Source organism: Kitasatospora sp. NPDC059577 (assembly GCF_042735475.1).
GTDB lineage: Bacteria > Actinomycetota > Actinomycetes > Streptomycetales > Streptomycetaceae > Kitasatospora.
The window spans coordinates 39053-46497 of record NZ_JBHWBZ010000037.1 but is presented as its reverse complement, the minus strand read 5'-3'; the positions used below and the strand labels follow the sequence as shown (position 1 = coordinate 46497).

Below are 7445 nucleotides of genomic sequence, written 5' to 3'. Positions count from 1 at the left end.
GCCCCCTAACCTCGCGCGCCCCGGCCCGCCCCCCCGCCGGAGCCGCCCAACTGTGTTTGCCTACATCATCCGCAGGATCTTCGCGGCGGTGATTCTGCTGCTGGTCGTCAGCGCGGTCACCTTCGCGATCTTCTTCCTGCTCCCCCGCGTCGCCGGCGAGACGGCCGACCAACTGGCCGCCCAGTACATCGGGAAGAACCCCTCACCCGACGCGATCGCGGCGGTCAAGCAGAACCTCGGTCTCGACCAGCCGCTGTACACCCAGTACTGGAACTTCCTCAAGGGGCTGGTCAGCGGCGCCGAGTACCAGTTCGGGCCGGAACCGGCCACCTGTCACGTGCCCTGCTTCGGCTACTCCTTCAAGAACCACCTGGAGGTCTGGCCCGAGCTGTCCAAGCGGATCCCGGTCACCATCTCGCTGGCCGCCGGTGCGGCCGTGCTCTGGCTGGTCTCCGGCGTCGCCACCGGCGTCGTCTCCGCCCTGAAGCCGCGGTCGATCTTCGACCGCCTCTCCATGGGCGTCGCCCTCGCCGGCGTCTCGCTCCCGGTCTTCTTCACCGGCGCGCTGCTGCTCACGCTCTTCAGCTACGAGTGGCCGATCCTGGACAACCTGCAGTACGTCGACTTCGCGGACAACCCGCTGATGTGGGCCCGCAACCTGATCCTCCCCTGGATCTCGCTGGCCTTCCTCTACTCCGCGCTCTACGCCCGGCTCACCCGCGCCGGAATGCTGGAGACGATGAGCGAGGACTACATCCGCACCGCGCGGGCCAAGGGCCTCGCCGAGGGCAAGGTCGTCACCCGGCACGGGTTGCGCGCCGCGCTCACCCCGATCGTCACGATCTTCGGCATGGACCTCGGGCTGCTGCTCGGCGGCGCGCTGATCACCGAGCAGGTCTTCTCGCTCCAGGGCGTCGGCCAGTTCGCCGTCCAGGCGATCTCCGACAACGACCTGCCCAAGATCCTCGGCGTCACCCTGCTCGCCGCCTTCTTCATCGTCGCCTGCAACCTCGTGGTCGACCTCCTGTACGCCCTCGTCGACCCCCGCGTGAGGCTCTCGTGACCGACCTCCAGAAGACCACGGCAGCCGATGCGCAGGCCCCCTCCGGGGACCCCTTCCTCTCCGTGCGCGACCTGCGGATCCACTTCGACACCGACGACGGCCTGGTCCGCTCGGTCGACGGGGTCAGCTTCGACCTGCACAAGGGGCGCACCCTCGGCATCGTCGGCGAGTCCGGCTCCGGGAAGTCCGTCACCTCGCTCGGCATCATGGGCCTGCACCGCTCCAAGCGGGCCCGGATCAGCGGCGAGATCCGGCTGAACGGCGAGGACCTGATCGCGGCCGGCCCGGACCGGGTGCGCCAACTGCGCGGCCGCGAGCTGGCGATGATCTTCCAGGACCCGCTGACCGCGATGCACCCCTACTACACGGTGGGGCAGCAGATCGTCGAGGCCTACCGGGTGCACCACCCCGAGGCGAGCAAGAAGCGGGCCCGGGCCCGCGCGATCGAGATGCTCGACCGCGTCGGCATCCCGCAGCCCGACCGCCGCGTGGACGACTACCCGCACCAGTTCTCCGGCGGCATGCGCCAGCGCGCGATGATCGCCATGGCCCTGGTCAACGACCCCTCGCTGCTGATCGCCGACGAGCCCACCACCGCCCTGGACGTCACCGTCCAGGCGCAGATCCTGGACCTCATCCGCGACCTCCAGGAGGAGTTCGGCTCCGCCGTCATCATCATCACCCACGACCTCGGAGTGGTCGCCGAACTGGCCGACGACATCCTGGTCATGTACGGCGGCAAGTGCATCGAGCGCGGCCCGGCCGAAACCCTCTTCGACGCGCCCGAACACCCCTACACCTGGGGCCTGTTGGGCTCGATGCCGCGCCTCGACCGGGAGCTTCAGGACCGGCTCGTCCCGGTCAAGGGCACCCCGCCCAGCCTGATCAACGTGCCGAGCGGCTGCGCCTTCCACCCGCGCTGCCCGTACGCCGCCCTGACCGACGGGCGCTCCACGAGCGAGGTCCCGGTGCTGGCCGAGGCCACCCCCGGGCACCTCGCGGCCTGCCACCTGCCGGCCGACGAGCGGCACCGCATCTTCGCCGAAGAGATCGCGCCCCGGCTGTGAGCCCGGCCTCGTACCACCTTTCTGGAGAGAACCGATGACGGACACTCAGGCGGCGCCGATCCCGTCGCCGGCCCCCGCCCCCGACCGCGAGCCGCTGCTCCGGGTGACCGGCCTGACCCGGCACTTCCCGATCCGCAGCGGGCTCATGCAGCGCCAGACCGGCGCCGTCCGGGCCGTCGACGGCATCGACTTCACCGTCAACGCGGGCGAGACGCTCGGCGTCGTCGGCGAGTCCGGCTGCGGCAAGTCGACCATGGGCCGACTGGTCACCCGGCTCGACGAACCGACCGGTGGGAAGATCGAGTTCGAGGGCACCGACATCACGCACCTGAGCGTCGGGGCGATGCGGCCGCTGCGCCGCGACATCCAGATGATCTTCCAGGACCCGTACTCCTCGCTGAACCCCCGGCACACCGTCGGCACCATCGTCGGAGCGCCGTTCAAGCTGCAGAACGCGGTACCGGCGGGCGGGCTCAAGAAGGCCGTCCAGGAACTGCTGGAGCTGTGCGGCCTCAGCCCCGAGCACTACAACCGCTACCCGCACGAGTTCTCCGGCGGCCAGCGCCAGCGCATCGGCATCGCCCGGGCGCTCGCACTGAAGCCGAAGATGATCGTCGCGGACGAACCGGTCTCGGCGCTGGACGTCTCGATCCAGGCGCAGGTGGTCAACCTGCTGGACGACCTCCAGCAGGAGCTCGGCCTGACCTACCTGATCATCGCGCACGACCTCTCGGTGGTCCGGCACGTCTCGGACCGGGTCGCGGTGATGTACCTCGGCAAGGTCGTGGAGATCGCCGACCGGGACTCGCTCTACCGCAGCCCGATGCACCCGTACACCAACGCGCTGATGTCCGCCGTGCCGGTCCCCGACCCGCGCCGGCGCCAGCGCTCCGGCCGTGAGCGGATCCTGCTCACCGGCGACGTCCCCTCCCCGATCAACCCGCCCAGCGGCTGCCGCTTCCGCACCCGCTGCTGGAAGGCCCAGGACGTCTGCTCCACCCAGGAGCCGCCGCTGGTGGCGCTGAAGTCCGGACACCAGGTGGCCTGCCACTTCCCGGAGAACGCGCCCGAGGGGACGCCGGAGAAGACTGCCGTCTGAGGAGGCAAGCGGAGGGGAAGGTTCCGCGCAGGTCATAGTTGTGTGGTGACCTCGCAGATCTTCCCCTCCGACGTGCAGCAGTCGCTGGACCTCGTCGGCATCTTCGTCTTCGCCCTCTCCGGGGGCCTGCTCGCCGTCCGCAAGAACATGGACATCTTCGGGATCTGCGTCCTGGCCGAGGTCACGGCCCTCGGCGGCGGTGTGATGCGCGACCTGGTGATCGGGGCCACCCCGGTCGCCGCCTTCACCAACCTCGGCTACTTCCTGACCCCGCTCGTCGCCGCGCTGGTGGTGTTCTTCCTGCACCCGGAGGTCGAGCGGATCAACCGCGCCGTGCAGACCCTGGACGCCCTCGGGCTCGGCCTGTTCTGCGTCACCGGCACCGCCAAGGCACACGACTACGGTCTGGGCGCCGTCGCCGCGATCGCGCTCGGCATGGTGACCGCAGCCGGCGGCGGCGTGATCCGCGACGTACTGGCCGGCGAGATCCCCTCGCTGCTGCGCTGGGACCGGGAGATCTACGCCGTGCCCGCCCTGGTCGGATCCACGCTGGTCGCGCTGCTGATCGGCGTGGACCGGCTCACCGGAGTGACCGGCACGGCCGCCGCGCTCACCGCCTTCGGCCTGCGGATGCTCGCCCTGAAGTACGGCTGGCGCGCACCACGGGCCTGGCACCGCAACGGTTCTCGCACCAGCGAGGAATAGGCGAGCCGCCGTACGCGAGCGAGATCGCCTCGGCCGTACAGAGCAGCTCCGGCACCATCCGGGCCAGTTCGGCCGGCGGCACCTGCCCGGCCGGGGCGCTCAGCGCGCACGCCGCGACCGTCCGGCCCCCGCTGCCCGCGACCGGAGCGGCCACGCACGTCACCGCCTCCCGGTGCTCCGCGGACTCCGCCGCCCAGCCCCGGCGGCGCACCGCCGCCAGTTCGGCCTCCTCGCACGGCCCGTCCGCGGGCAGCCCGGCGAGCAGCACCCGGCCGACCGCCGTGCCCGTCACCGGCGCCCGGCGCCCGATCCGGGACGGCTCGGCCGCCGCGGGACCGGCCACCTCGTCCAGGTACAGCACCTCGCCGTCGTGCAGCACGGCGAGCCGGACGGTGTAGCCGCAGCGGGCGTTGAGCGCGGCCAGGTACGGCGCGGCGACCTGCCGGACGTCGAAGTCCTCCAGGGCGCGGTGGGCCAGCGAGAGCACCCGGCCGCCGAGGCGGTAGCGCAGGTCGGGCTGGCGGCGGGCGAAGCCGTGCTCCTCCAGGGTGCGCAGCAGCCGCAACGCGGTGGACTTGTGCACCCCGAGGCTGCCGGCGGCCTGCTCCAGCGAGAGCGGCGCGTCACCGAGCGCGCCGAGCAGGGTCAGCGCGCGGTCGACCGACTGCGACATGGCGCCCCCGTTGATCCGGCTGAGAAGTGGCGCCAGGCTAACCGCTGGGGGGCGTAGTGGTACAAACCGGCGACGGACGCGACTGTCCGGAATTGGTGCAGACCAGTGCGCGGGGCGGGCCCGACGCGGCCGGGCGGGAGGCGTGCGTACAAGCTCCGGGAAGGCCCTGGGAAGGCCCTCGGAAGGCGTTCGGGGGGTGTCGGGAAGGCGCCCGGAAGGCTTTCGGAAGCGCCGTCAGGCCCGGCCCGCGTCCGCGGTCGGGTGCGGCCCGGGCGGGCGGTCGGCGCCGGTCCGACCACGCGATGGCCGGATCGGTACGCAGGGTTGGAAGGCCGCGCGGCGCAGCCCTCTACAATCGGATGGTTATGCCATACCTGGACCATGCGGCGACCACGCCGATGCTGCCCGAGGCGATCGCCGCGATGACGGCGCACCTGGGGGTGGTCGGCAACGCCTCGTCCCTGCACGCGGCCGGCCGCCGGGCCCGCCGGGTGGTCGAGGAGTCCCGCGAGTCGCTGGCCGAATCGCTGGGCGCCCGCCCGAGCGAGATCGTGCTCACCGGCGGCGGCACCGAGTCCGACAACCTCGCGGTCAAGGGCCTCTACTGGGCCCGCCGGGACGCCGACCCGGCCCGTACCCGGGTGCTGTGCAGCCCGGTCGAGCACCACGCGGTGCTCGACGCGGTGCACTGGCTCTCCGAACACGAGGGCGCCTCGGTCGAGTACCTGCCGGTGGACGAGCACGGCCGGGTACACCCGGAGGCGCTGCGCGAGTCGATCGAGCGCGCCCCCGCGTCGGTCGCGCTGGTCACCGTCATGTGGGCCAACAACGAGGTCGGCACCATCCAGCCGGTGCGCGAACTCGCCGCCGTGGCCGCCGAGTACGGCATCCCGATGCACGCCGACGCGGTGCAGGCGCTCGGTCAGGTCCCGGTCTCCTTCGCCGAGTCCGGGCTCACCGCGCTCACCGTCACCGGTCACAAGATCGGCGGCCCGTTCGGCATCGGCGCCCTGCTGCTGTCCCGCGGCGCCGCGCCGGTCCCGCTGCTGCACGGCGGCGGGCAGGAACGCGACGTCCGCTCCGGCACCCTGGACGCCCCCGGCGCCGCCGGCTTCGCGGCCGCCGCGGCCTGGGCCGTGAAGCACCGCGAGGAGCACGCGGTGACCCTCGGCGCGCTGCGCGACGACCTGGTGGCGGCCGTCCTGGCCGCCGTCCCGGACGCCGTGCTCAACGGCGACCCGGCCGCCGAGGGCCGGCTGCCGGCCAACGCGCACTTCTCCTTCCCCGGCTGCGAGGGCGACGCGCTGCTGATGCTGCTCGACGCGGCCGGCATCGAGTGCTCGACGGGTTCGGCGTGCACCGCCGGCGTGCCGCAGCCCAGCCACGTCCTGCTCGCCATGGGCGTCGACCCGCTGCTGGCCCGTGCCTCGCTGCGGTTCTCGCTCGGCCACACCTCGGCGCCGGAGGACGTCACGGCGCTCGCGCAGGCCATCGGCCCGGTGGTCCAGCGGGCCCGCAACGCCGGGCTGGCGTCGGTGCGGCGGTAGGCAGTTCCGGGGCCGGGCAGGTCCGGCGGCCACGTACTCTTGTAGTCACCATGACTGACTTCCCGGGTGCCCCGACCACTCCGTCCACCGGCCGACTGCGCGTACTCGCGGCGATGTCCGGCGGAGTCGACTCCGCCGTCGCCGCCGCCCGGGCCGTCGAAGCCGGGCACGAGGTGACCGGCGTCCACCTGGCACTGTCCGCCAACCCGCAGTCCTTCCGGACCGGCGCCCGCGGCTGCTGCACCATCGAGGACTCCCGGGACGCCTGGCGGGCCGCCGACGTCATCGGCATCCCGTTCTACGTCTGGGACCTCGCCGAGCGGTTCCGCGAGGACGTCATCGACGACTTCGTCGCCGAGTACGCGGCCGGCCGCACCCCCAACCCCTGCCTGCGCTGCAACGAGAAGATCAAGTTCGCCGCGCTGCTGGACAAGGCGGTCGCCCTCGGCTTCGACGCCGTCTGCACCGGCCACTACGCCCGGATCGTCGACCTGCCGGACGGCTCGCGCGAACTGCACCGGGCCGTCGACGGCGCCAAGGACCAGTCCTACGTGCTCGGCGTCCTCGACGCCGACCAGCTCGCCCACTCGCTCTTCCCGCTCGGCGACACCACCAAGGACGTCATCCGCGAGGAGGCCGAGCGCCGCGGCCTGGCCGTGGCGAAGAAGCCCGACAGCCACGACATCTGCTTCATCGCCGACGGCGACACCCAGGGCTTCCTGGCCAAGCACCTCGGCACCGCCACCGGCGACATCCTCGACACCGACGGCACCAAGCTCGGCGAGCACGACGGCGCGTACGGCTTCACCATCGGCCAGCGCAAGGGCCTGCGGATCGGCCGCCCGGCGGCCGACGGCAAGCCGCGGTACGTGCTCGACATCTCCCCGGTGGACAACACCGTGACGGTCGGCCCCGTCGAGGGCCTGGACGTCACCGGGCTCACCGCCATCCGCCCCCGCTGGTGCGGTACCGAGCCCCTGGCCGACGGCCGCTACACCGCCCAGCTGCGCGCCCACGGCGAGGAGGTGCCGGTGAGCGCCTCGGTGGTCGACGGCGAGCTGCACGTCCGCCTCGACACCCCGGTGCGCGGTATCGCCCCCGGCCAGGCGGTCGTGCTGTACGACGGCACCCGCGTCGTCGGCTCCGCGACCATCGCCACCACCGAGCGGCCGGCCGTCAGCGCCTGAAACGAACCCGGCGGGGGGGGGTAGAACAGCAGAAACCCCCCCGCGCAACCCTCGACAAGAGACGAGGACTCACTAATAAAAAAGTGATCGATGAGGAGCGCCGC

The 7445-nt window shown here is 72.4% G+C and carries 7 protein-coding genes; 6 read left to right on the top strand and 1 reads right to left on the bottom strand.

Going from position 1 to position 7445, the window contains the following annotated elements:
- Nucleotides 1-52 precede the first annotated feature (52 nt).
- Genes ACFV0O_RS25685 through ACFV0O_RS25670 form a run of 4 tightly spaced genes read left to right on the top strand, consistent with a single transcriptional unit; the run spans nucleotide 53 to nucleotide 3934 of the window.
- On the top strand, nucleotides 53-1063 hold the full coding sequence (locus ACFV0O_RS25685; protein ID WP_380345644.1) for an ABC transporter permease: 1011 nt from the start codon (nucleotides 53-55) through the stop codon (nucleotides 1061-1063).
- Nucleotides 1060-2130 carry an ABC transporter ATP-binding protein gene (locus ACFV0O_RS25680; RefSeq protein ID WP_380345643.1) on the top strand — a complete coding sequence of 357 codons (1071 nt, stop codon included), beginning with the start codon at nucleotides 1060-1062 and terminating at the stop codon, nucleotides 2128-2130. The genes ACFV0O_RS25685 and ACFV0O_RS25680 overlap by 4 nt, the downstream gene beginning before the upstream one ends.
- 34 nt (nucleotides 2131-2164) lie before the next feature.
- Nucleotides 2165-3229 (top strand): ABC transporter ATP-binding protein, encoded by a 1065-nt coding sequence (locus tag ACFV0O_RS25675; RefSeq protein WP_380345642.1) that lies wholly within the window; start codon nucleotides 2165-2167, stop codon nucleotides 3227-3229.
- 45 nt (nucleotides 3230-3274) lie between these two features.
- Entirely contained in the window at nucleotides 3275-3934 is a 660-nt protein-coding gene (locus tag ACFV0O_RS25670) for a trimeric intracellular cation channel family protein (protein ID WP_380345640.1), read from the top strand.
- On the opposite strand, the gene ACFV0O_RS25665 is transcribed toward ACFV0O_RS25670, so the two are convergent.
- Entirely contained in the window at nucleotides 3840-4607 is a 768-nt protein-coding gene (locus tag ACFV0O_RS25665) for an IclR family transcriptional regulator (protein WP_380345638.1), read from the bottom strand. The two genes, ACFV0O_RS25670 and ACFV0O_RS25665, sit on opposite strands and share 95 nt — an antisense overlap.
- A 365-nt stretch (nucleotides 4608-4972) precedes the next feature.
- Here ACFV0O_RS25665 and ACFV0O_RS25660 point away from each other — a divergent pair, with 365 nt between their 5' ends.
- Together ACFV0O_RS25660 and mnmA are read left to right on the top strand one after the other, a co-directional pair.
- Entirely contained in the window at nucleotides 4973-6154 is a 1182-nt protein-coding gene (locus ACFV0O_RS25660; protein ID WP_360254149.1) for a cysteine desulfurase family protein, read from the top strand.
- A 50-nt stretch (nucleotides 6155-6204) separates the two neighbouring features.
- The gene (gene mnmA, locus ACFV0O_RS25655) at nucleotides 6205-7341 is read left to right on the top strand and encodes a tRNA 2-thiouridine(34) synthase MnmA (RefSeq protein ID WP_380345636.1); all 1137 of its coding nucleotides are present in this window, start codon (nucleotides 6205-6207) and stop codon (nucleotides 7339-7341) included.
- Nucleotides 7342-7445: the final 104 nt, after the last annotated feature.